This window comes from Rhizobium sp. AAP116 (assembly GCF_001295785.1).
GTDB lineage: Bacteria > Pseudomonadota > Alphaproteobacteria > Rhizobiales > Rhizobiaceae > Allorhizobium.
The window spans coordinates 75598-99735 of the sequence record NZ_LJIB01000026.1; the positions used below are offsets into that span (position 1 = coordinate 75598).

Here is a 24138-nt window from a genome sequence, read left to right on the forward strand (position 1 = left end):
AAGGATTGCCGGTGACCGACAACAGCCAGAACGGCGGTAGCCAGAACAACGGTGTCTCCTTCGGCCGCGATGCCGAGACCCAGCCGGGCAAGGGACCCTTCATTCCGAAGTCGCCGAACGAGGCCCTGCGCCCCGAGCGCGTGCCGCAGCCGCCGCGCCGGTCGCGCAAGGCGCGCAGCCAGCTGGTGATCTTCCTGAACTTCCTGATGACCATGGTGGTCTTCGTCAGCGTCGTGGCCGTGGCCGGCTTCTTCTACGTCATGGACAGCTACCAGAAGCCCGGTCCGCTCGTCGCCAACACCAATTTCGTCGTGCGCAGCGGTGCTGGCCTCGCCGAGATCGCCAACAACCTGGAACGCAACGGCATCGTCTCTGACGCCCGCATCTATCGCTATGTCACGACGACCTACCTTACGGACGGCCAGACGCTGAAGGCCGGCGAATATGAGATCAAGGCCGGCTCTTCGATGAAGGAGATCACGGCGCTGCTCGAATCCGGCAAGTCCATCCTGTATTCGGTGTCCTTCCCGGAAGGCCTGACCGTCAAACAGATGTTCCTGCGGCTTGCCGCCGACCCGGTGCTTGAAGGCGACCTGCCTGCGGAGCTTCCGCCGGAAGGCAGCCTGCGTCCAGATACCTACAAGTTCACGCGCGGCACGAACCGTGCCGAGATCGTTGCCCAGATGCGGGCCGCCCAGGAGCGGCTGATCGACCAGATTTGGGAGAAGCGCGATCCGGATCTGCCTGTCACGACCAAGGAAGAGTTCGTCACGCTGGCTTCTATCGTCGAAAAGGAAACCGGCAAGGACGACGAACGTGCCCATGTTGCCTCGGTCTTCATCAACCGGTTGAACAAACGCATGCGGCTCCAGTCGGACCCGACGATCATCTATGGCCTGTTCGGTGGTGACGGCAAACCGGCAGATCGCCCGATCTATCAGTCGGACATCCGCAAGGAAACGCCCTACAACACCTATGTGATCAGGGGGCTGCCGCCAGGCCCGATCGCCAATCCGGGCCGTGCTGCCCTCGAAGCGGTCGCCCATCCGTGGAAGACGGATGATCTCTATTTCGTCGCCGACGGAACCGGTGGTCACGCCTTCGCCAAGACGCTCGATGAGCACAATGCGAATGTCCGTCGCTGGCGCAAGATCGAGGCCGAGCGCGCTCAAACGCCGCCAGCCACACTGGATGTAGATCCGGAAGTCGATCCGTCGGCCAATAACTGACACCGGCGGTAAGGGGCGGGGACATGACACTGCAATCCATGACGGGCTTCGCCCGGGTCGAGGGCTCGTCCGGTCGTTATCGCTGGGCCTGGGAACTGCGCTCGGTGAACGGCAAGGGGCTCGACCTGCGCACGCGCCTGCCGCAGGGGCACGAAGCGCTGGAGACGGATATCCGTCGCCTTGCCAGCGAGCGCCTGACGCGCGGCAATCTGCAGATCGGCCTTAGCGTGACGGTCAGCGAAAACCGCGTCGAAGCGGTGCTCAATCACGATGCACTGGCGGCCGTTCTCGCGTTGCGCAACGAGCTCGGACCCGACGTACTGGACCCGGCTCCGCTCAGGCTGGACACACTCCTGTCGATCCGGGGGCTCGTCGACATGCGCGAAGCGACTGATGATGCCGAAGCGATCGCCGAGCGTGACGCGGACATTCTCGCCGGCCTCGAACGCTCTATCTCCGCACTGGTCGACATGCGCACGACCGAGGGGGCGGCACTGCGCCGGATCCTCGAAGAGCATATCGCCAGGATCGAAGAGCTTGCCCTGCAGATCGAGGCGGATCCGTCGCGTTCGCCCGATGAGATTGCCCGCCGGCTTGAAACGCAGCTTGCGAGCCTGATGGACGGGACGAGCGGCCTCGACCGCGACCGCCTGCATCAGGAAATCGCCCTGATCGCCACCAAGGCGGATCTGCGTGAGGAAATCGATCGCCTCAAGGCCCATGTGACGGCGGCCCGCGAACTGTTGTCCGTTGGTGGTCCCGTCGGCCGCAAGCTCGATTTCCTGGCGCAGGAATTTAACCGCGAATCAAATACTATCTGTTCCAAGTCCAATGCCGTCGCAGTCACTGCCGCCGGCATCGAATTGAAGGTCGTCATCGACCAGTTCCGCGAACAGGTTCAGAATCTGGAGTAGTCCATGGCCGCTGCCGCCCCCACATCCGTCAAGATCGCAAGGCGTGGCCTGATGCTCGTCATCTCCTCGCCCTCGGGCGCCGGAAAGTCGACGATCGCCCGCACCTTGATGGATCGCGACCAGCAGATCAGCCTCTCGGTCAGTGTGACGACCCGGCAGCGCCGCCAGAGCGAGATCGAGGGTGTTCACTACCATTTCGTCTCCCAGCGCGAATTCGAACGGCTCCGCGATAGCGACTCGCTGCTCGAATGGGCGCAGGTGCACGGCAACTACTATGGTACGCCGCGTGAGGCCGTCGAGACGGCCATGGGCGAGGGCCGTGACATGCTCTTCGATATCGATTGGCAGGGCGCCCAGCAGCTACAGGAAAAGATGTCGGCCGATGTCGTCTCGATCTTCATCCTGCCGCCGACCATGGCCGAACTGCAGTCGCGCCTTCATCGCCGTGCAGAGGATACGGAGGAGGTCATCCAGACACGCCTCAACAATTCCCGCTCAGAGATCAAGCACTGGCGCGAATATGACTATGTCATCGTCAATGACGACCTGAACTCCGCCTTCGATGCCGTCCAGTCCATCGTCAAGGCCGAGCGCCTGCGCCGCGATCGTCGCCATGGCCTCTTCGACTTTGTTGAAGGTCTGATCGCCTGAGATTGTCTGTGATTCATTGAAAAGGGCGGCCCGATTATCTCGGCCGCCCTTCTTGTTTGGATCATTCGCCTCTTGGGAAGCGCTGACTTTCTTCGAGAATGTTGAGGTCCATATGGTTGCGCATATAGCGCTCCGAGGCCTTCTGCAGCGGCTGGTAGTCCCAGGGGAAATAGGCGCCGTTGCGCAGTGCCGTATAGACGATGTGTCGCCGCGCCTGACTTTCCCGCACAGCGGCATCGAAACGCATCAGATCCCAACGTCGGGCTGCTTCCTCGCGCAATGCCTCGAACACGCTTGCCGCCGCCGGATCGTGAGCGAGGTTGGTCATCTCACAGGGATCAGCTTCTAGATCGGTCAGGATCGGTGGATCCGCCGCACAGAGCGTCAGTTTGTAACGCTCGTTTCGAAGCCCGACCATGGGACTCACCGTGCCCTCCGCCGCATATTCCATCGGAACAATGCTGCGGCCGCCAGTGCCGGTCGCAAGCGGCATCAGGTCCTCGCCGTCGGTCCAGTCCTTGATCGTCGAGATGTCGACGCCCGCTAGACCGGCAAGCGTCGGCGTCACATCGAGCGTCGAGACCGGCGTGGTTACCAGCCGTCCCTCGATCCCGGGCACAGCCATCATCATCGGTACCCGCGCGGAGCCCTCGAAGAAGTTCATCTTGAACCAGAGGCCTCGCTCGCCAAGCATGTCGCCATGGTCGGAGACGAAGAGAATGATCGTGTTCTCCGCCATCCGGGTGCGCTCGAGCACGTCAAGGATCTCGCCGATCTTGTCGTCGACATAGGAGATATTGGCGAAGTAGCCTTGCCGCGCACGGCGTATGTGCTCGTCCGTGATGTCGAAGGCGAGGTGGTCACAGGCATCCATCAGGCGCTGCGAATGCGGATCCTGTTCGTCATAGGGGATCGCAGGCACACTCGGCTGCAGGGCGTCGCAGCCCTCGTAGAGATCCCAATATTTTCGCCGCGCAACATAGGGGTCGTGTGGATGGGTGAAGCTGACCGTCAGGCACCAGGGACGCTCGTCGTGTCCGCGCGACAGGTCGTAGAGCCGTCGCGTGGCGTTGTAGGCCACCTCGTCGTCATACTCCATCTGGTTGGTGATCTCGGCAACGCCGGCGCCCGTGACGGAACCCAGATTATGATACCACCAGTCGATCCGCTCGCCCGGCTTGCGATAGTCGGGGGTCCAGCCGAAATCGGCGGGATAGATGTCGGTCGTCAACCGCTCCTCGAAACCGTGCAGCTGGTCAGGCCCGACGAAATGCATCTTGCCCGACAGGCTGGTTTGATAACCGGCAGCCCTGAGGTGATGCGCATAGGTCGGGATATCGGAGGCGAATTCCGCTGCATTGTCGTAGACGCGGGTCCGGCTCGGCAATTGCCCGGACATGAAGGAGGCACGCGCCGGTGCGCAGAGCGGGCTTGCCGTATAGGTGTTAGCGAAGCGCACGGAGCGCTTCGCCAGGGACTTGAGATGCGGGGCATGCAGGAAGTCGGCGGGACCATCCGGAAAGAAGGTCCCGTTGGCCTGATCCACCATCAGGATCAGAATATTGGGGCGTGATGTCACTGGATACGACCTCAAAGACCGAGAGCGGATTTGACCGCCGCGTCACCCGGCTGGCCGTCAAAGGTCGTCACGCCCTTCAGCCAGCCATCCATGACGGCAGGATTGGCCTTCAGCCATTCCGTTGCGGCTTCCTTCGAATCCTTGCCGCCGAGGATCTCGCCCATCAAGACGTTTTCCATCGAGACGTCGAAGGTCATCTGCTTGAAGAGGGTGGCAGCGTTCGGGCAACTGCCGCTCCAGCCAGTGCGGCCCAGCGTATAGACTTCCGCGCCGCCAAAATTCGCGCCGAAATAGGTGTCTCCGCCTGAAAGATAGGTGAGGTCGAACCGTTCGTTCATCGGATGCGGCGCCCAGGCGAGGAAGACCACGCCCTTGCCTTCCTTCGTGGCGCGCTCGACCTGGGCCAGCATCGCCTGCTCGCCGGACTCGACAAGTTCCCAGCCCTTCAGACCGAATTCGCCGGCATCGATCATCTTCTGGATGTTCGCATTGGCCGGCGCGCCCGGCTCGATGCCGTAGATCTTGCTTTCGAACTCGTCGGGATTCTTGCCGAGATCGGCGAAATCCTTGATGCCCTTGTCTGCAACCGCGGTCGGGACAGCGAGAGTGAACTTTGCACCTTCCAGGTTCTTCGCCATGACTTCGATCGCCTGTGCACCGTTCAGGTCGTCGATGAAGGCCTGCTGAGCGGGCATCCAGTTGCCGAGAAACACGTCGATCTCGCCGTTCTTCATCGACTGATAGCCGATCGGCACGGATAGCGTCTTCACATCGGGCTCATAGCCGAGCGCATCGAGAACGACCGAGGCGACACCATTGGTCGCCGTGATGTCGGTCCAGCCCGGATCGGACAACCGGACGACCTTGCAGCTCTCGGCGTCCGCAGCGGCCGCCGAGGTCGTGATCATCAGCATTGCCAGAGCGGCGAGCCCGCCAAGGCGTGTGCCGGACGTAAGTGTCTTGCGCATGATAGTTCCCTCTTTTTGTGATATTGGTTATCCTTATTCAAGAGCCGCACCATTCACCTGTGAAGCGGGAGATTTTTGATGTTTCACATAGAAAAAATTTATGTCTGAAGCGCTGATCGATCTCGCCTGGATGCGACTGCTGGTCGAGATCGACCGGAAAGGCTCCCTGTCGGCCGCAGCCGAAGCGCTTGGTCTGACCCAGCCGGCCGTGAGCTATCAGATCCGCCTTCTGGAGCAACGATTTGGTCAGCCCTTGCTGCATCGCCTGCACAGGGGCGTCAGATACACTGATGAAGGGCGGCGACTGCTCGCGATTGCGGAACGCACGGTGTCGGAGGTGGATGCCCTGCAGCGCAGCGTGCGTGCTGCGCGCAGAAGACCCACCGTGCGGCTCGCCACGGATTACGCCTTCTCCAGCCTTTGGCTCATTCCTCGCATGCATGTCTTTCGGCAAAGCCATCCGGAAATCGATTTGCAGATCGTCGCAACCCAGCGCCTCGGGCACCATTGGCGCGAGGATGCGGATCTCGCCGTCGCCTTCGGCACGGGCAGCGAGTTCGGCGCCGATGCCCGCCTGCTGATGCCCGAACGGGTCGTGCCTGTCTGCACGCCCATCCTGGCGCAAAGCCTCAAGGATGGTCCGGGCCTGCCCATCCGGCAATGTCCCCTGATCCATCTCGAAGCCGAGCACGTCTCGCCTTGGCTCGACTGGCCTGCATACTTGTCGCGGTTGCAACGGGGCGAAAGCCTGCAGGACAGTCCGGGCGATCTCCGCTTCAACACCTATGCGCTCGTGGTTCAGGCCGCCATGGCTGGGCAGGGTGTGGCTCTCGGCTGGCTGGGCGTCGTGGATCAGCTGCTCGAGGCCAATTTGCTGGTCGTGGCGGGTGAGGTGATGGCGGTCCAAGGGCGTGGTTACTGGCTTGTGCCGGGCAGCAGCAGCGAAGCCGTCAATCTGCTGGCCACATGGTTGATCGACGAGGCCGCTGGCTCAGTTGCTGGACGTTTTGCGAACTGAAAGCCAAAGAAACGGCCTCATCTCTCAATTTTCTCAATTTCAGTATGACTAATGTTTAACCATTGCAACGCATGATCAGTTTGACGCTATGGTTGCGTAATTTTAGTAAAATCCGATGCAACGCTGGGGATCGAGATGCGACTGACGGATGTTTCAGTGACTTGGCGCCTCGCGGTGGCGCTTGCCATACCGCTCGTGGCTCTGGCCGGTCTGGCCTATGTCGAAATCAATACGACGTTTACAGCCTATCAGCATGCTCGCCATCTGAACATCGTCAGCGCCGATCTCGGCGTGATCGGTGATTTCGTGCATGCGCTCCAGGCGGAACGCGCCGAAGCGGTGGGCCTGCTCGCCTCCAGGGGGCGGGAGCATGGCGCCGAACTTGAGGCCGCCCGAACCGCCGGTGCGCCCGCCCTCGACAAGATGGACCAGGTTCTCGCCGACATGAAGGCCGAGGGCGATCCGACACTGATGCGCCACGAACAGGAGCTCACGGCGGTGCTGGCGAAGCTTCCGCAGATCCGGTCCTCGACCGACAATCTGACCTTGGCGCCCGCAGAAGTTTTCGTCTACTACACCGATCTCGTTCACCGGCTCATGAATGTCTCGCGCGAGTTCTCGCTCGCTGCCGGCGCCAAGGGCGTGGTCGGCAAGATGATGGCCTACAGCCTGCTTATGAACGCCAAGGAAGTGGCAGGCCAGGAGCGTAATCTAGGGCACGCCTTCATCTCCGAAGGCAAGTTCGACGAGGCGCATTATCTTGATTTCGTCGGTATGTTCGGTTCGCAGAAATCGCTGATCGACCAGTATCTCGAACTGCTGCCGGACGAGGATCGCGAACACTACCGCGAATTGCTGCATACGCCGGATGCGGAGGCCGTCGAGGATATACGCTCGAAGATGATGGTGGGTGGCCTGTCGGCTGACCTCTCGGCGATCGACAGCGGCCAGTGGCTGGAGCGTTCGGCGCGCCGTATCGAGCGTCTGAAGGAACTCGAAAACGAGACGCTGGCGACCATTGTCGTCGATGCGCAGGGGATGGCTGACGAGGAGTACCATCATCTGCTGCGTGTTGCCGGGATCACGAGTACGGTGCTCACCTTTGCCTGCTTCTTTGCCATCTCCCTGTCCTTGACCGTCGTGCGTCCGCTGCGGCGCCTGACACGGACGATGAATGATCTGGCCGCCGGTAATGTCGAAGTCGACCTGATCCGAGCCGAGAGCAAGGACGAGATCGGCCAGATGGGGCGCGCCGTCACCGAATATATCGCGCTTGCCAAGGCCCGCATGGTCAAGGAACGCGAGGAGCAGGAAGCAGCCGAGCGGATCAAGCGTGCGGCCGAACTGGAGGCCGAACGCGAACGGGCAGAACGTGCCGCGGAGATCTCTTATGCGGTTGAACAACTCGCCAGCGGCCTGGATGCGCTGTCAGCGGGGGAAATCGGCTATCGTCTCTCCAAACCCTTTGCGCCCTCTCTCGATCCGCTTCGCATAAGCTTCAACGGCTCGATGGAGCGGCTGTGCGGCGTGATGTCGACCATCCGCGAAAGTACCGGACAGCTGCATGGCGGCTCGCAGGAACTGCAGCTGGCAGCCGACGACCTCGCCCGCCGTACCGAACGTCAGGCTGCAGCTTTGGAGGAGGCTGCCGCCTCCATCACCCAGATCACCGCGACCATGACGAGTTCCACGCAACGTGCGGAAGAGGCAGGCCATCTGGTGCGCGAAGCAAGCGTGACCGCCCAGAGATCCGGTGCCGTCGTGGCGGATACGGTGAAGGCCATGCACCATATCGAACAGTCCTCCGGGCAGATCAGCCAGATCATCTCGGTCATCGATGAAATCGCCTTCCAGACCAATCTTCTCGCCCTGAATGCGGGCGTCGAGGCCGCCCGGGCAGGGGAGGCCGGCAAGGGCTTTGCCGTCGTCGCGCAGGAAGTCCGCGAACTCGCCCAGCGGTCTGCCAACGCTGCCCGCGAGATCAAGGCACTGATCAATCGCTCGGCGCAGGAGGTAGAGGCCGGGGTTCGGCTGGTCAACGAAACCGGCGACACGCTGAAGGGCATCGAAGATCATGTGATGAAGATCAACGAACGCGTCACGGCCATCGTTTCGGCTGCAAAGGAGCAGTCGGCAGCCCTCAACGAGATCAGTCAGGCCGTCAGCCAGATGGACCAGGTGACCCAGCAGAATGCGGCGATGGTTGAGGAAGCGAGTGCAGCAACGTCGAGCGTGGCGACTGAAGCCGACCGGCTCAACGGTCAGATCGCCATGTTCAAATTGCCTGGAAACGAGAATCGTCAGCGCGGCCGCGAGGCCGCCTGACGAAGAGCCGGGTAGTCAGAGCAGATTGGCGATCCGGCAGAATTCCTCGACGCTGAGCGTTTCCGCCCGGCGTTGAGGATCTATATCGGCGCGGGCGAGCAATGCTTCCCCGCCGATAGGCTTGAGGCTTTGCCGGAGCATCTTGCGACGCTGGCCGAAAGCAGCCTGCGTCGCCTTTTCCAGCTTGTCCGGATCACAGGGCAGGGGCTTCTCGATCGGGACCAGATGGACCACGGTCGAGGTCACCTTGGGCGGCGGCGTGAAGGCTTGCGGCGGGATGTCGAAGGCCATGTGCGCCTCTGTCCGCCAGCCGCAGAGCACGCCGAGCCTGCCGTAATGATTGTCGTCCTCGCGGGCCACGATCCGCTGCCCGACTTCCTTCTGGAACATCAGCGTCAGGGACTGCCAGAAGGGCGGCCATTGGTTTGGCAACAGCCAGTTGACGAGCAACTGCGTACCGACATTGTAGGGCAGGTTCGAGATGATCTTCACCGGCTCGCCTGGAGCCAGGCTCTCGAAATCGGTCTTCAGCGCATCACCTTCGATCACCTCGAGGCGACCGGGATAATGGTCGGCAATTTCCTGCAGAGCCGGAAGACAACGCGGATCACGCTCGATGGCAATGACCTTCTTCGCGCCTAAAGCAAGGATTGCCCGGGTAAGGCCGCCCGGACCCGGCCCGACCTCGATCACCGTCACACCTTCAAGTGACCCGGCATTGCGGGCCACCTTCTGGGTCAGGTTCAGATCGAGCAGGAAGTTCTGTCCGAGCGCCTTCTTGGCATCCAGTCCATGGCGCGCAATCACGTCGCGCAGCGGCGGCAGTCCATCGAGCGCGGCCATCAGCGAGATGCATCCCGCGCATGCGCCATTCGATCAGCCATCCGCAAGGCTGCAACGAGGCTGGTTTCCTTGGCAAAACCGCTGCCCGCGAGACCGAAGGCCGTTCCGTGGTCAGGCGAGGTGCGGATGAAGGGAAGCCCGAGCGTCACGTTGACGCTGTCGTCGAAGCCGAGGGCTTTGGCCGGTATCAGTGCCTGGTCGTGATACATGCAGATCGCCACGTCGTATCGATCACGCGCATCGTCGTGGAACATGGTGTCGGCGGGCAGGGGGCCAAACGCATCGATGCCCTCATCACGCAGCCTGCCGATCGCCGGATGGATGATGTCATCGTCCTCATGGCCGATCGCGCCATTCTCGCCCGCATGCGGATTAAGGCCGGCGACCGCCAGTCGCGGGGAGGCGATCCCGAACCGATTGGCGAGATCCTGCGCGACGATCCGGCAGGTGTCGACGATCAAGGCTTCGGTCAGGGCGCCGGGAACATCTTTCAGCGGAATGTGTATTGTCACGGGGACGGCCTTCAGCTTCGGCCCCGCGAGCATCATGACCGGCATTACGGAGCCACCCTTTGCACGCGCCGCGAGATCGGCGAGAAACTCGGTATGCCCGGGAAACCCGAAGCCGGCTTCGTAAAGTACGGATTTTGCAATCGGATTGGTCACGACCGCGCGCACTGCACCCGAGAGGCAGAGGGCGACGGCCGTCTCGATGGCTGTGATCGTGCCGCGGGCATTCGCCACATGCGGCTTTCCGGCCAAGACATCGACGCCCGTCGGAATGGGAAGAACCGGAAGCGCCCGAACGAAGACGCCGTTTGCATGCGCCGCATCCGTCTCCTCGACGGTAACGTCGAGTTCCAACTGGCGGGCGCGAACCTTCAGGACCTCGGGATCGCCGACATAGAGAAACGGCGGAAGCGCCAGCTCATCACGTTTCAGCCAGGCCTGAAGAGCAATATCCGGCCCGATACCGGCCGGATCGCCCTGGCTGAGCGCCAGCGGAAGGACGCCATTGGTCATGGATCGGCCTTTCGCGGCTTATTGTATTACGATCTGGGCCTTGGAGCGCAGTTCTTCCAGATACTTATCAGAATTCGGGTTTTCGCCCTGCTGTTCCTTGCCGATATCCTCGGCGCGGAAGACGACCTCAGCCGCAACATCGTCAGAAACCTGACGCTGGTTGCAGATGGCGAGATACTCGACGCCGCGATCGGTCACGCGGGTTGCCGTCGTGCCACCTTTTGCCTTCTCCACGAGCGGTTTCCACTCCGGCGGCATTTCAGGCTCGAGAACACGGCCGAGATTGCGGATCGACACATCAAGATAGTTCTTGGCGAACTCCATGGCCTGATCGCAGCCGGGGAAGGAGGCGCGCGACTTTTCGGCTTCCGCCTTGCGCTTGCCGACGATGCCCTTCTTCGAGGCGGGCACCACGAAGATCACCTGCTTGAGGAAATACTCCGTCGTCACCGGCTTCTCTTTGTTTTCGAGAAGACGGGTCACGAGATCCTGGTTGGACAAACGGCCACGCGCTCCCGCCCCATAGCGTGCGTTCACGAGGCGCGGCCAGCTCATGGAGATGGCGATGAAGGACTTGAAGTGCGCGGCACCGACGCCGGCCTGATCGAGCACGGTATTGAGCTGCGACACCGACATCTTGTTCGACGACGCAAAGCGTTCGAACGAGGCATCGACATCCGCCGTGCTGACGGACATGCCGACCCGCGCGATCTCCTCGCGCTTCAGCGTCTCGTTCACGAGTTCGTCGCGGGCGATTTGCTGGAGATTGCCAGTGCGACGCTGCAGTCGCAGGAAGGCCACGCGACGAGCGACGTCAGCACTTGTGATTGCGGTCTTGTTGACAACGGCAGCCACCGATGTTGCTGCCTGAGCCGGCGCAAAGATTGGTGTCGGGCTGACGCTTAAGGACAGCGCGATGACGCCGGCAAGCAGCAGACCGGTGCCTTTGTTTGCATGAGCCATCTGTCATCCTTTCTCCGAACTGCAGAAGCCTGCTCCGGACGTAGATCATGTAACGGATTTTAGAACCGCCGCACGGATTGCACAATCCATGCGGCGAAACAATGACCTGCGTCTCAGCGGTTTGGCTGACTAGAACGTAGAGTCGCTGAGATTGATCTCTCCGAGGGTGCGGAACACCAGCTTTCCACCGATCGTCCAGTCGTTCGCAGTCTCAGCATTCGGATCGTACTTGTCCGAATAGGCGATCGAGAAGACGGTGCATTCGTCGGCATAGGAAAGGCCAACGCTGCGACGATTGAACTTGTCGGCGTCGATGTCGTAGTTCACCGAGCCAAACACCGACCAGTTCTCGGTGACCTTAACTGTGGTCGAGCTGGTGATCGTCTGGTTGTCGTTGTTGAACGAGTAGCCCGGGCGCGCGTCGAGCTGGGTGAAGGTCAGGCTTGTTTCGAACCTGTCCTGAGAATAGGTCGCATTGAGGTCGGTACGACGAACGTCGAGCGATTTCTCATCAAGCCGCACGCCGGCGCTCAGCGAAAGCCCGATCGGCAGTTCGAAACCAGCCGATGCCACATAGTCGGAAACATCCGTCTCGAGGCCGGAATCGGAGCCTACGGCCAGCAGGTCCTGTGTCGCGTAGGAGTTCAGGCCCGCCAGATGGTAGGACTGACCGATGACCGCGCGTACACCGATCCCGTTGTCGAAGCTGCCGGTGTAGCGCATGCCGACATTGGCGCGTGTTCCGCCCTCGACACGGTCAAAGCCGGAGAACTTGTTGCGCGAGAAGAGGTTGCTGGCGTCAAACACCAGGCTCTGCGCATCTTCGTTCGGCAACTGGCCAGCATAGCCCTCGTTGTTGCGGGCATAGATCTGCGCGATCGGCTCGATGATATGCGAGCTGTTCGCAGTGGTAATCAGCCACGGATAACGGGCCTCGATGCCGGCGGTCAGCATGTAGCGACCAAGGGCATCGTTGCTTGTATAGCCGCCGGTGTAGTTTCCGGGGGCGTCCATGGCCAAGCCATATACATCGCCACGGGCAGCGAGAAGCGGTGTGATCTGCAATCCGCCCGGACCGTCGAAGGTGCGTTCCCATTCGAGTTCGCCAGTCAGGCGGTTCATGTTGCCCTTCAGGCCGCGATAGACGTCAAACGCACCATCTCTGTTCGTGTCGGCGAATTCGCTCGAGAAGCGCGACAGGGAGGTGAAGTTCAAGGTACCCGACAACTGGCCGCCGGCGACCAGTTCGGGCGCGTAATAGCTGTAGTCGATGACCGGCAGAACGGTCGCCTGCTTCTTCTCCGACGTGTTGTTCAGATCCGCGTCCTGAACGTCGAAATAGTAGCCGCGCATGTCGAAGAAATTGCGTTCGCCGATGCCGGTCAAATAGACGACATTGGTGTTGGTGGACGCATTGAGGCCATCGATACCATAGGTGCGTGCGAAGTTGTTGTCGCTCTGCACCATGACATCCCAGCCGAATGCCCAGCGCGGATTGATCTTGAACTCGCCCTTCGACGCGATGAGGCCACGCGTATCACGCGCGGCATCGCTCGTGCCGGCAGTGAACTCGTCCGTGTTCATCTGGCTGATGCCCGCGAATCGGATGCTGGCCTGACCCTTCTCGAAGCGCTGGCGGACTTCCGCTTCGAGGAGCACGCCCTGGGCGCTGAAGCCGGTCGCGGTGACCGTCGCGTCGCGGTCCGGAGCGATGGCGATGTAGTAGGGGACCGCAATGCCGAAGCCGACATTTTCGCCGGAACGGAACTGCGGGAACAGGAAGCCCGACTTCCGCTTGACGGTATTGTCCGGCACCTCGATGAACGGCAGCGTCACAAGCGACTTGCCGAAGAGTTCGAACCGGGCCCTTTCGAGGCGCACGGTCTTCTTGGTGCCGTCCTGAACGACGCGTTCAGCCTTCACCTGCCAGAGCGGCGGACGAGAGGGGTTTTCCGCGCAGGGAAGACATGCCGTGTACACACCCTTGTGCAGGATCATCTGCGTGCCGCCGACGCGCTGGGCGCTTTCGGCAACAAGACGGGTGTTATCCGTGCTCTCCACGCGCAAAGCACGCAGGAAGCCGTCGGAGAAATTGTCGGTTACATCGAGTGAATCCGCATAGATGCGGTTTCCGGTCGGCTCGACCAACTCGATATTGCCCGCCGCGGTGACGCGGCCCGTTTTCTGGTCGTACACGACCTGACGGGCCACCATCTGGTAGCCGGCATAATTGATCTGTACCGCACCGTTCGCGACAACGCGCTCGGCATCACGGTCATAAACGAGTTCATTGGCTGCCAGAAGCAGCTTCGCGTCATCAGGGACGTTGCCTGCCATCGACGCTGAGTCGGACAGGCTCTGCGCATGCACGAGAGGCGCAGCGGGCGCCATAGCGCACACAGCGACACTGGTCAGCAGGGCTACTGAGAGCCTCCTGATATTCCCGCGGTCTTTTACCGCCACTAACCATCCTCCTTGTGAAGCAGAATCGTTGCCCCCAGTGCCATGGCTACGACAACTGGGACCCAGGCCGCAACATATGGCGGCATGACGCCGCTGCTTCCGAATGCCCTGACGAGCACAGAGACAACATAAAGCACGAAGCCTGACAATATTCCACCGAGAATCACCGTTCTCGATTGGTTGATACGGCTGAATTTCAGCGAAACGGTTGCGGCAATCAGCGTCATTGCAATCATCAGGAACGGCAGTGAAAGCAGCGAATGAAACTGCGTTTCCAGCGCATGGGGTGCGATCCCGAAGGATCGGGCAACTTCAATTTTCTGAAATAGATCATAAAAAGCAACGCTTTCCGGTCTGGCTAGACGCTGCTGGACGAATTCCTCGTTGAGATTGGTCGCAACCCGCGCTTCGGCGAGACGCGTCTGGATTTCTCCCGGACGCGTCTCGAGAACGTCGGTAAGCATCCAGTAACCATCTTTCAAAGTCGCGGTGCGCGCATCCTGGCGCAGCACGATGCGTCCGTCCTGGTCGAAATGCAGCAGAACGGCATCGACAAGCAGGGTTCCGTCCTCAAGGACAGAACGAGCGCCGAGCGCCACGTCATTGTCGCCGCTCGACTGGCGCAGCCACGGAATCGGCGCCGGTTTCGCACTGCCTGCCGTTTCACGCCACTTCGTTTCGATTTCGGTGCCCTGGCGTTCACCCCAGGCGGCGAGGGGATTGATCACCAGCGTCGTCGTCAGACCGATCAGGGTGGCGCCGATCAGAAAGGGCGCCATGAACTGCCAGACGGAAATGCCGGCCGCCCGCGCGACAACCAGTTCAGACTTGCGGTTGAGCGCAATCAGCGTCGCCATGCCGACGAAAAGGCCGATGAACGGCACCGTCTGTTGCAGGATCAGCGGCAGCCGCAAGGCGGTGAGGTAGAGCACGCCTGTCACGGAATAGCCCGGCAGGTTGTCATAGCGGCCGGAGGTTTCCGTGAAATCGATGAGATAGGTGATCGAGATGACGCCGAGGAAGAACCACAGCGTCGTCATCATGTAGCGTCGGAAGAAATAAATCCCGAGAGTCCAGATCATGCCGCGCCCCCGGTGCTTGCGCCAAGCCGCTTCTGCGTGAGTGTGATCGCCTTGCTCACCAGAATGGAGACCGCACGCGGCAATCGCGGACTGCGATTCGTTGCCAGCATGAAGGCGGCAGCGGCCCCGCTGGCCAGGGGCACGAAATACTGCAGAGGCACGTATGCCGCGGATGTTTCGACGAGCGAGGTGACGTAGTTCGAAGCCCAGAAGAGGGTGAGCGACATCAGCAGGGTCGACGCCATCGGATGCAGCCGCGCTTCGCGGTGGGACCGGGCATCACCGCACATCATCAGACTGATCACGGCAAAGACGAGCGGGAAGAAGGCCGCGCTGATGCGGCGGTGGAGCTCGGCCGTGAAGTCGTTGGGATTGCTCACATAGCGCTCGTCGAGCGGATCGGGATCCATCAGATAGAAAAGGTCGCGATCCTTGGCGCCGAAGCGGGCCTGGCCGCGCTCCTCGGAGAGATCCGAAAGATCGAAGGCATAGCGGTCGAAGCGGATGACGGTCACATCGCCGTTCGGCGCTTTGCGCTGCACTTCGCCATCCTGCATCACGAGCGCCTTGCCGGTCTCTTCGACTGCGCCCTCACGGGCATAATAGATGAGCTCGGAAGCCGGATCACGGGAATCGGCGACCAGCAGCCCCTTCATCTGGCGGCCTGCCTGCCGCTCGGAAATCTGCACATAGAGGCCGTGCTCGATCTGTCGGAAGGTCTTTTCCTCGATCACCGAAGAAAGCAGATCGGCATAAGCGGTTGCGATCATGCTTCGCACGTTGACGCGCATTGCCGGCTCGACGAAGCCGAGCATGACCAGCGAGAAAATGCTGAGGCCGCCCGCCAGCATCAGGAGAGGACGCTGGATCGTCCGTCTCGGTGCTCCGGCAGCATCGATGACCGCAAGCTCCGAATCGTTGTTCATCGTGGTCAGCGTATGGGTGATGCCGATGACGAGCGCGAAGGGCAGGACGGTCGCGATGATGGTCGGCAGGATCATCGTCGCCAAGAGCATGAAGGACCCTACCGACTGGCCACTGTCGGTGACGAGGTTGATACGTCGCAACACCTGCGTCGTCCAGATGATCGCCAGCACCGGTAAAAGCGCTGTCGTGAACATCAGGACGACCCGTCGCAGGATGTATTGTTCGAGTATCTTCATAGGGTTCCCTTGCAGGCGCGACACGCAGACGTCGCGCCGAGGATTGGCGTTCTCTACAACGCTTGCGGCATTTTGGCGACCGACGGATGTCAATTTCCCCGGCTTCGTGATCCTGTTTTTTTCTCCACCGCGATAAATCGGACACGCTGGCGCGGCCCTGGCTGCAATCGGGGGATTGGATGAGGAATGCCCGGTCAAACTCTTGCCATCGTTCGCGAAAAGACCATGATCCCTGTAAGTCTTCTCATCACGTATCCAGGATGCCCGTCATGTCGCTGAAACTCGCCGTCTCCTTCGCAAAGTCCCACGCCGCTGCGGAAGGGCTCGCCATTCTCCTGACGACGTCAGGTGCAGACATGCCGGCGGGGGCAACTGAAGCGGATCCGGCCGGCGTCTATGCCCGCGCCGCCAAGTCCGGCAAGTTCACCGGCAAGTCGCTTTCAACCCTGGACATCGTTGCTCCGCATGGCTCGCCGCTCGACCGGCTGGTCGTTCTCGGGCTCGGCAAGGGCGATAGCTTGTCCGCGCATGATTGGTTGAAGGCGGGGGGCGTTGCCACGGCGGCGGTGAAGGGGGCTGACACCGTAACCGTCTACGTCGATGTCCCCGGACTTCAGGTCTCGCCGAAGGCTGTCGCGGATTTCGCGCTTGGAATGCTGCTTCGCGCCTACAAGTTTGACACCTACAAGACCAAGAAGAAGTCGGAAGACGAGGAAGAGAAGGCTGAAAAGACGGTGAAGGTGACGATCGTCACCGCTGAGGCCTCAGCCGCCAAGAAGGCCTTTGCGGAAACGGAAGCGGTTGCCGACGGCGTGATCCTCGCCCGCGACCTCGTCAACGAGCCTGCCAACTTGCTGGGACCGCTCGAATTCGCCGCCAAGGCTAAGGAGCTCGAAAAGCTCGGCGTCGAGGTCGAGATCCTGACGGAGAAAGAGATGAAGAAGCTCGGCATGGGTGCGCTTCTCGGCGTCGCCCAGGGCTCCGTGCGTCCGCCTCGCCTCGTTGTGATGCAGTGGAAGGGCGGCAAGTCGAAAGACAAGCCGATCGCCTTTGTCGGCAAGGGCGTGGTTTTCGACACCGGCGGCATCTCGATCAAGCCGGCAGGCGGCATGGAGGACATGAAGGGTGACATGGGCGGTGCCGCTGCCGTCGCGGGCTTGATGCATGTGCTCGCCGCCCGCAAGGCCAAGGTCAATGCCATCGGCATCCTCGGCCTCGTGGAAAACATGCCCGACGGCAATGCCCAGCGCCCGGGCGACATCGTGACATCGATGTCTGGCCAGACGATCGAGGTGATCAACACCGATGCGGAAGGCCGCCTCGTGCTCTGCGATGCCCTCTGGTATTGCAACGATCGTTTCCAGCCGACCTTCATGATCAACCTTGCCACGCTGACGGGGGCGATCGGCGTAGCACTCGGCAGTGTGCATGCCGGACTGTTCTCCAACGACGATGAGCTTTCGGAAAGGCTGCTGGCCGCCGGCCTCGCGACCAATGAACGGCTTTGGCGCATGCCGCTCGGCAAGGAGTACGACAAGCTGATCGATTCCAAGTTCGCCGACATGAAGAACACCGGCGGCCGTCAGGCAGGCTCAATTACGGCAGCCCAGTTCCTCAAGCGCTTTGTGAAGGACACGCCTTGGGCCCATCTCGACATTGCCAGCACAGCGATGGGTTCACCCAACGACGAGATCAACCAGTCCTGGGGCTCGGGCTACGGCGTACGCCTGCTCGATGAGCTCGTTCGCGCGCATTACGAATCCTGATGGCGGTGACTGCCTCCGTGGCCGATGTTCTCTTCTACCATCTGACGGAATCGAAGCTGGAAGACGCGCTCCCGCCGCTCCTGGAAAAGAGCGTGGAGCGCGGCTGGCGCGTGGCCGTCCAGACGCGTGACCCCGAACGCCGGGATGCGCTCGATGCGCTTCTCTGGACCTATCGGGACGAGAGTTTTCTGCCCCATGGCACGGAGGACGGCGCCTCGCCGGATCGCCAGCCGGTGCTGCTGACCACGGGTACCGAAAACATCAACCAGGCAAGCGTCCGCTTTCTGGTCGATGGCGCCGAGCCGCCGGATGAGCTGCCCTACGACCGCGTCGTCTTCGTGTTCGACGGATACGACACGGAACAGCTCGAAGGGGCCCGCTCGCAATGGAAACGGCTGAAGAGCCAGGGTCACACACTGACCTACTGGCAACAGAGCCCAGAGGGGCGCTGGGAGAAGAAGGCCTGAAATCGTCGAATGCCAGAAATGCAGAAGGGCCGCCACAGGGCGGCCCTTCGCAGTTTGCTATGATGTCTTTATCACCGCGTGGCTGCTGCTCTTCGCAGCCCGTTCCCAGTGTCGTTTGCCGCGGGCAGCGATGATCGTGCCCGGGACGAGGCGGTCTCGAGCTTGAAGTGGCTGATCAGGTGCGACAGGTTGACGGCATCATCGGCCAGCCTGTTGGTGCTGGCGGTCGTCTCCTCCACCATCGCAGCATTGCGCTGTGTGAACTGGTCCATCTGGCCGACGGCGGTATTGACCTCATGGAGCTTGTGGGACTGTTCCCTGGCTGCTGCCGCGATCTGGTGAACCGACTGGTTGATATGCATGACATGGTCCCTGATCCGCGACAGCGCATCCCCGGTTGCCGTCACAAGGCGCACGCCGATCCCGACTTCCTCGCCCGACTTGGTGATCAGCGCCTTGATGTCCTTGGCCGCACCTGCCGAACGCTGGGCGAGTTCCCGGACCTCCTGGGCAACGACGGCAAAGCCCTTGCCAGCCTCACCCGCCCGCGCCGCCTCGACACCGGCGTTGAGGGCGAGAAGATTGGTCTGGAAGGCGATTTCGTCGATCACATTGATGATCTGGCCGATCTCGCCTGACGCCTGCTCGATCCGTCCCATCGCCGCGACCGCGTCGCCGACGACAGAACTCGATTCCTCGGTGCTGCGGCGCGCCTCATCGACCATGCGGGTCGCCTGAAGCGCCGTGTCGGTCGATTGCCGGACCGCTGCGGTGATTTCCTCGAGTGCAGACGAGGTCTGCTCAAGTGCGGCCGCCTGCTGTTCTGTGCGTTTGGCAAGGTCGTCGGAGGCATAACGCAACTCGCCCGATCCGGAGCGGATCTGATCGATTGAGGTACGAACCTCGGCGACGACGGTTCTGAGAACCTGCATCATGCCGTTCACATTGCCCTGCAGTTCCGCAAAGGCGCCGTTGAATTCGCCGCGCATGGTATCGGTCAGATCGCCATCGGACAGACCGGCGATGACGCGCCGTGTTTCCGCAAGGCCGTTGTCGATCGAGCGCACCAGGTCGTTCATCGAGCTTGCGAAGGCATTGAGATCCGGGAACTCGAAATCGCGATCGATCCGTTGGGAGAAGTCGCCGGCAATGGCCGCAGCACAAACCTGGCCGATGCTTTCCTGCAACTCGTCGCAGCGCTGCTTCATCCGGTGCTCCTGCGCGTTCATTTTCCGCACCCGAAGACCGTTCTGCTTGAACACATCGACGGCACGCGCCATGTCACCGATCTCGTTCTGCCGTTCGAGATAGGCGATCTCGACATCGAACTCGTTGCGGGCGAGGCGCCCCATGATCCGTGTCATGCGTTCGATCGGTTTGGTAACGCCGCGCGCGACAAAGATCATGGCGGCAATGCCGGCCAGCGCACCGACAACCAGGATCGCGGCATTGCTCAGAAGCGAGAGACGGAAACTGCTGGCGCTTTCTTCGAACATCGCGGCAGCCGCATCGACATTGGCGTCGCGGAATGTGTCTGCATAGCCATCCATCTCGTCATAGGCGACAACCATTTCCCCCGTGAGCAACGCCGCAGCGGCAGCCTTGTCGCCGGTGCGCGAAAGTTCGATCATGCGGTCGCCTGCGATAAGATAGTTTTCGGCGCTGGCCTTGAATCCTTCGAAAGCGGGCCTTTCCTGCGGAAGTGTGATCATTGCCTCATAGCGCGCCATCCGGTCCCTCAATTTATCGACCTCTTTGGCAACTGCCGCGTCGGCTGCAGCAAGCGTCTCCGGGGTCGTGCTCAGTATATGCCGCGTCTGCAAGGCACGCAGGTTGGCAATGGAGATATTCAGGCGGTTGGTGATGTCGACGACCGGTACCGAGCCTTGCGCCAGTCGCTGGACATTGGAAAAGACACCATTCATCGACCAGAGGGCAAAGCCACCCTGGACGACGAGAAGGGCAAGTAGAAGCATGAAGGCCCCGAGCAGCGAGGCTTTGATGGACAGGGGTTTCGTCGACATTCCGCAGCTTTCCGTTCACTCCGGGTCCGTGCCCTCATGGCATGGATCGCGGGGAGGGGGAGCCCCGGTTGCATCACCGAGGCGCTTCTCAGGTGTGCAGATCGTTCCGCGCACAGCTTCGCAATTCCCGGCAACGGAGGGGCCCGTCGGGGACAAAAACGTTTGCGCACAGTCATCCGGCCGGAAGGCTGACGATGGGTACGAAATGCACTTTGGATTGAAGTAGGCTGAACTAACTCGCGGGAATGATGTGGTCTGGAATTTAAAAGTTTACTAAAAATCGCGCCTGAGTTGCGCAACATCACGATTTTCTGATTTAAATATTATAAGAAAACAATGGGAACGCTATGGATTACAACCAAATTCGTACGATTTGGGCCTTGCCGCCTCGTAGGCGGGTTTAGACTGCTTCGGGTTGCAAAGAGGTAAGGCCAACGGTCAGCCCGCCATGCCCTCTTCGTATTCGGTGGACAGCTCCAGCCATTGCTCTTCCGCTGCCGAAAGCTTTGCCGCCGCTTCTCCGCGCTGCTTGGCCTTCTCGGCCGCCTTGGCCGGCGCCTTCTCATAGAGAGCCGGATCGGCAAGCTCCTTGTCGAGCGCCTGAATCAAAGTCTCCAGCTTCTTCGTCAAGGCCTCGACTTCGTTGATCTTTTTCTTGAGTGGTGCAAGGCTCGCGCGCCTGTCGGCAGCCGCCTTGCGTTGCTCGGCCTTGTTGACGGTATCAGCGCCGCCGTCGCCCTTGTCCTTCTCCACCGGCTTCTTGCCCGAGGCGATGATCAGCGAGCGATACTCTTCCATGTCGCCGTCGAAGCTGGTGACCGTGCCGTTGTTCACAAGCCAGAGCCGGTCGACGGTCGCCTCGATCAAGTGGCGATCATGGCTGATCAGGATAACGGCGCCCTCATAGTCGTTGAGCGCCTCGATCAACGCCTTGCGGCTGTCGATGTCGAGGTGGTTCGTCGGCTCGTCGAGGATCAGGAGGTTCGGGGCGTGGAAGGCGGCAAGCCCCATCAGCAGGCGCGCCTTCTCGCCGCCCGAGAGATCCTTGGCAGCCGTCTCCATCTTTTCGGTTGCAAGCCCCATCTGCGCGACGCGGGCACGCACCTTGGCTTCCGGCTCCAGCGGCATCAGCCGGCGCACATGGGCAACCGGGCTCTCGTTCGGGATGAGGTCGTCAAGCTGGTGCTGGGCGAAAAAGCCGATCTTCAGGCTCGATGCCGTTTTCAGCTGGCCACCCTGGGCCTCCAGTCGGCCGGAGATGAATTTGGCGAAGGTCGACTTGCCGTTACCGTTGGAACCAAGCAGCGCGATCCGGTCGTCATTGTCGATGCGCAGGTTGAGGTTCTTCAGGATCGCTTTGCCCGGCTCGTAGCCGACCACGCCGCCAGAGATTGCAACGATCGGGGAGGCCGGCTGCTTTTCGGGCTTCGGGAAGGTGATCGGATGAACGTGGTCCTCGATGACGGCGGCAACCGTCCCCATGCGCTCCAGCGCCTTGATGCGGCTCTGTGCCTGCTTGGCCTTGGTCGCCTTGGCGCGGAAGCGGTCGATGAAGCTCTGCAGATGTTTGCGCGCGGCGTCGTTCTTCGCCTTCGCCTTCATCTGCAATTCGTCGTTCTCGGCCTTCTGCCGCTCGAAGCTGTCATAGCCGCCGCGATAGAGCGTGAGCTTCTGCTGGTCGAGATGGATGATCGAGTTGACGGCGGTGTTCAGGAGATCCCGGTCATGGCTGATGATGATGACCGTGTGCGGATAGCGCCGCACATAGTCCTCAAGCCAGAGTGTGCCTTCAAGGTCGAGATAGTTGGTCGGTTCGTCGAGCAACAGCAGATCCGGCTCGGCGAAGAGCACCGAGGCGAGCGCCACGCGCATGCGCCAGCCGCCGGAGAAGGACGAGGCCGGGCGCAACTGCGCCTCGTGGTCGAAACCGAGGCCCGACAGGATCGTCGCTGCGCGAGCTTCCGCCGAATGCGCGCCGATATCGGCAAGCCGTGTCTGGATTTCGGCAATGCGATGCGGATCCGTCGCCGTCTCTGCCTCTACGAGCAGGGCTGCGCGCTCCTTGTCTGCGGCAAGCACGATGGAGATCAGCGAGTCTTCCGTTCCCGGCGCTTCCTGCGCGACCTGGCCGATGCGCGCATTCTTCGGGATCGAGATATTGCCGCTTTCGGAGGCCAGATCGCCCGTGATGATGCGGAACAGCGTCGATTTGCCCGCACCATTCTTGCCGACAAGGCCAGCCTTGGTCCCGGCCGGAAGCGCGACGCTGGCGTGGTCGATGAGCAGGCGGCCTGCGATGCGGGCGGAGATATCGTTGATCGTGATCATGGTTCTGGCTTTTGGCCGATGTCACGGCCAAAGGCAAGCGGGCGAGGGCGCCCGGTCGGGCCTGCCGGGCGATCTCGTCAGGCGACCTGGCGCTGTCCGGGCTTGTAGCCGATGATCGGCTGGCGCGGGTTTTGCCGTGCCAGTATCGTGGCGGTCTTGGCAATGGCGAGCCAGCTTGTCGGATCGGCGGCTTCGTGTGCCATGGCGTGACCGATCGCGAGTGGCAGGCCGCCGGAACCCGGCGAGGTCTCGGAAGCGAAGACGAGATTGTTATCCGCCGTCGTGAACAGCCGTTCGGCGATGATGTGTGCCTCGTCGGCGTTGATGCCTTGGAAGACGAAGGCAAAGGTGTCGGCCTCGATGCGGGCGATGAAGTCGTGCTTCTTGATCGCCTTGCGGAAGATCGTCGCCAGACCACGGATGAGCTTGCTGACCGCTTCGTCGCCATACTGGTGCTGCAGTCCGGGAAGATCGAGGACTTCGATCAGCACAAGCGCGCTCGGCTTGGCCGCCGAGGAGGCCGAATGGGCGTCCTCCAGCGTCTGGATGAAGCTGATCCGGTTGGCGAGGCCGGTCAGATGGTCCCGTTTCATTGCAGCCTGCGCTGCGCGAATGGCCCGGTCTGCGGCATTCAGACTGTCCAGCCCCTCGGCAACATCGGATGCCAGCGCGGTTTCCGCCTTGATCATGTCCCCGGCAATCGAGGAGAGCAGATCCAACTCCCCGAGCAACTGGTCGATACCGACGGTGACATCCTCGCGGATCGAGCGGATGACGCCTTCCACCGAGTTCGTGAAAGCGCGCTTCTGGGTCAGTCCGAGCGACAGTTGGTCGCTGAGCCGTTTCAGCGTTTTCAGCGTTTCGTCCTGCAAGCGTTCCGCCGAGACGCCGCAATGGCCGGCAAGCCGGTGCTTGAGGCCGAGTTGGTCGAGCGCCGATTGCGTCGGACGGGATCCAAGGGCTGCAAGCTCACGCGCAAGATCCGATTTGCTGCCGGCAAAGGCTTCATGGACAAGTTCGAAGTTGCGGGGGATCCCGGCGATCTGATGTTTCAGCATGAAGACCGTAATCTTCTGGAGATCGTCTGCAATTCCGCTCATCAATTTGTCCTGATCATCCGATGAGTTGCGCTTGGTCTGTGGGAGGCCGGAACTATTCCCGCAGAATTGTGGTCTCGTAACACGGCACCACATACGAAACGGTTAAGGCAAAGGCCTGTTTCAGGGACTTCCCTTTTGCCTTTTGCTAAAGCGGAATTGCCCGAAATATGAGCGGGTTCCGCCCTTCGGTTAATTATATTTTAGAGATGTTTGTGGTTTGCTGATGCTCTGAA

Annotated in this window: 18 protein-coding genes; 7 read left to right on the forward strand and 11 right to left on the reverse strand. The window is 61.2% G+C overall.

Annotated features, from left to right (window positions below; all coding sequences use genetic code 11):
• The first annotated feature begins 11 nt into the window (after window positions 1-11).
• From mltG to gmk, 3 genes are read left to right on the forward strand one after another with little or no spacing between them, the layout of a single operon-like run.
• The gene (mltG, locus tag IP85_RS15110; protein ID WP_054150709.1) at window positions 12-1229 is read left to right on the forward strand and encodes an endolytic transglycosylase MltG; all 1218 of its coding nucleotides are present in this window, start codon (window positions 12-14) and stop codon (window positions 1227-1229) included.
• 23 nt (window positions 1230-1252) lie between these two features.
• The gene (locus IP85_RS15115; RefSeq protein WP_054150509.1) at window positions 1253-2143 is read left to right on the forward strand and encodes a YicC/YloC family endoribonuclease; all 891 of its coding nucleotides are present in this window, start codon (window positions 1253-1255) and stop codon (window positions 2141-2143) included.
• Between the two features lie 3 nt (window positions 2144-2146).
• Complete coding sequence (gmk, locus tag IP85_RS15120; protein WP_054150510.1) at window positions 2147-2794, forward strand: guanylate kinase; 648 nt, start codon at window positions 2147-2149, stop codon at window positions 2792-2794.
• Window positions 2795-2855: 61 nt separating this feature from the next.
• Here the strand turns inward: gmk and betC are convergent, their stop codons facing one another.
• Both betC and choX read right to left on the reverse strand, forming a co-directional pair.
• Window positions 2856-4373, reverse strand: a complete 1518-nt coding sequence (gene betC, locus IP85_RS15125; RefSeq protein ID WP_082347738.1) for a choline-sulfatase — start codon at window positions 4371-4373, stop codon at window positions 2856-2858.
• A gap of 11 nt (window positions 4374-4384) precedes the next feature.
• Complete coding sequence (choX, locus tag IP85_RS15130; protein ID WP_245280888.1) at window positions 4385-5287, reverse strand: choline ABC transporter substrate-binding protein; 903 nt, start codon at window positions 5285-5287, stop codon at window positions 4385-4387.
• Window positions 5288-5441: 154 nt separating this feature from the next.
• On the opposite strand from choX, the gene IP85_RS15135 reads away from it, so the two are divergent.
• Both IP85_RS15135 and IP85_RS15140 read left to right on the forward strand, forming a co-directional pair.
• Window positions 5442-6359 (forward strand): LysR family transcriptional regulator, encoded by a 918-nt coding sequence (locus IP85_RS15135; protein WP_054150512.1) that lies wholly within the window; start codon window positions 5442-5444, stop codon window positions 6357-6359.
• Window positions 6360-6494: 135 nt separating this feature from the next.
• Window positions 6495-8684, forward strand: a complete 2190-nt coding sequence (locus tag IP85_RS15140) for a methyl-accepting chemotaxis protein (protein WP_054150513.1) — start codon at window positions 6495-6497, stop codon at window positions 8682-8684.
• Window positions 8685-8699: 15 nt separating this feature from the next.
• Here the strand turns inward: IP85_RS15140 and rsmA are convergent, their stop codons facing one another.
• From rsmA to IP85_RS15170, 6 genes are all read right to left on the reverse strand, one after another.
• Window positions 8700-9527 carry a 16S rRNA (adenine(1518)-N(6)/adenine(1519)-N(6))-dimethyltransferase RsmA gene (rsmA, locus tag IP85_RS15145; protein ID WP_054150514.1) on the reverse strand — a complete coding sequence of 276 codons (828 nt, stop codon included), beginning with the start codon at window positions 9525-9527 and terminating at the stop codon, window positions 8700-8702.
• Window positions 9527-10549: a 4-hydroxythreonine-4-phosphate dehydrogenase PdxA gene (gene pdxA, locus IP85_RS15150; RefSeq protein WP_054150515.1), complete on the reverse strand. Its 1023-nt coding sequence runs from the start codon at window positions 10547-10549 to the stop codon at window positions 9527-9529. Before pdxA ends, rsmA begins: the two co-directional genes overlap by 1 nt.
• An 18-nt stretch (window positions 10550-10567) precedes the next feature.
• On the reverse strand, window positions 10568-11512 hold the full coding sequence (locus tag IP85_RS15155) for a peptidylprolyl isomerase (protein ID WP_054150516.1): 945 nt from the start codon (window positions 11510-11512) through the stop codon (window positions 10568-10570).
• 129 nt (window positions 11513-11641) lie between these two features.
• The gene (locus IP85_RS15160) at window positions 11642-13903 is read right to left on the reverse strand and encodes an LPS-assembly protein LptD (RefSeq protein ID WP_245280879.1); all 2262 of its coding nucleotides are present in this window, start codon (window positions 13901-13903) and stop codon (window positions 11642-11644) included.
• Window positions 13904-13974: 71 nt separating this feature from the next.
• Window positions 13975-15057: an LPS export ABC transporter permease LptG gene (gene lptG / locus IP85_RS15165; protein ID WP_054150518.1), complete on the reverse strand. Its 1083-nt coding sequence runs from the start codon at window positions 15055-15057 to the stop codon at window positions 13975-13977.
• Window positions 15054-16220 carry an LptF/LptG family permease gene (locus IP85_RS15170; protein WP_054150519.1) on the reverse strand — a complete coding sequence of 389 codons (1167 nt, stop codon included), beginning with the start codon at window positions 16218-16220 and terminating at the stop codon, window positions 15054-15056. The genes lptG and IP85_RS15170 overlap by 4 nt, the downstream gene beginning before the upstream one ends.
• A gap of 269 nt (window positions 16221-16489) precedes the next feature.
• Here IP85_RS15170 and IP85_RS15175 point away from each other — a divergent pair, with 269 nt between their 5' ends.
• Both IP85_RS15175 and IP85_RS15180 read left to right on the forward strand, forming a co-directional pair.
• Window positions 16490-17986, forward strand: coding sequence for a leucyl aminopeptidase (locus tag IP85_RS15175; protein ID WP_054150520.1), 1497 nt, complete (start codon window positions 16490-16492; stop codon window positions 17984-17986).
• A gap of 17 nt (window positions 17987-18003) precedes the next feature.
• On the forward strand, window positions 18004-18453 hold the full coding sequence (locus tag IP85_RS15180; protein ID WP_054150711.1) for a DNA polymerase III subunit chi: 450 nt from the start codon (window positions 18004-18006) through the stop codon (window positions 18451-18453).
• A gap of 71 nt (window positions 18454-18524) precedes the next feature.
• Here IP85_RS15180 and IP85_RS15185 read toward each other — a convergent pair whose 3' ends face one another.
• The 3 genes from IP85_RS15185 to IP85_RS15195 form a co-directional block, all read right to left on the reverse strand.
• A complete protein-coding gene (locus tag IP85_RS15185; protein WP_082347740.1) occupies window positions 18525-20477 on the reverse strand; it encodes a methyl-accepting chemotaxis protein in 1953 nt (650 codons plus the stop codon).
• Between the two features lie 438 nt (window positions 20478-20915).
• A complete protein-coding gene (locus tag IP85_RS15190) occupies window positions 20916-22805 on the reverse strand; it encodes an ABC-F family ATP-binding cassette domain-containing protein (protein ID WP_054150521.1) in 1890 nt (629 codons plus the stop codon).
• A 77-nt stretch (window positions 22806-22882) separates the two neighbouring features.
• On the reverse strand, window positions 22883-23905 hold the full coding sequence (locus tag IP85_RS15195) for a diguanylate cyclase (protein ID WP_054150522.1): 1023 nt from the start codon (window positions 23903-23905) through the stop codon (window positions 22883-22885).
• Window positions 23906-24138 lie beyond the last annotated feature (233 nt).